This is a genomic window from Gilvimarinus sp. 1_MG-2023 (assembly GCF_030548285.1).
Genome location: NZ_JAUOSC010000883.1, coordinates 1 through 280, shown reverse-complemented (window position 1 = coordinate 280; position 280 = coordinate 1). Strand labels below are relative to the sequence as shown.

Genomic DNA, 280 nt, shown 5'->3' with positions numbered 1-280 from the left:
ATCCTGTGCAGATGACACTGGAATATCTGCATATGCCACAAACGGATGACGTGGTGAAAGAGCCTGGCCAGCGGGGTTCACTGCTGGGTGAAGTACCGCTTGATCAGCAGCTGACAGCGGTATTGGCCGACGATACCTTGCTGGATATGGTACCGGCAGACTTGTTACCAATGGATATCCAGATTGCCGAGTTGATTATCGGGAGCCGTAATTTGGGCCGCTGGTCTCTGAGCAGTCGTCCCATTGAAAAAGGGCTGGCATTGACGATCAATGATAGCGA

1 protein-coding gene is annotated in these 280 nt (G+C 52.1%); it reads left to right on the top strand.

Going from position 1 to position 280, the window contains the following annotated elements; all coding sequences use genetic code 11:
* Positions 1–32: 32 nt before the first annotated feature.
* On the top strand, positions 33–280 hold a 248-nt coding region (locus Q4563_RS19405; protein WP_303605681.1), incomplete at its 3' end, for a hypothetical protein.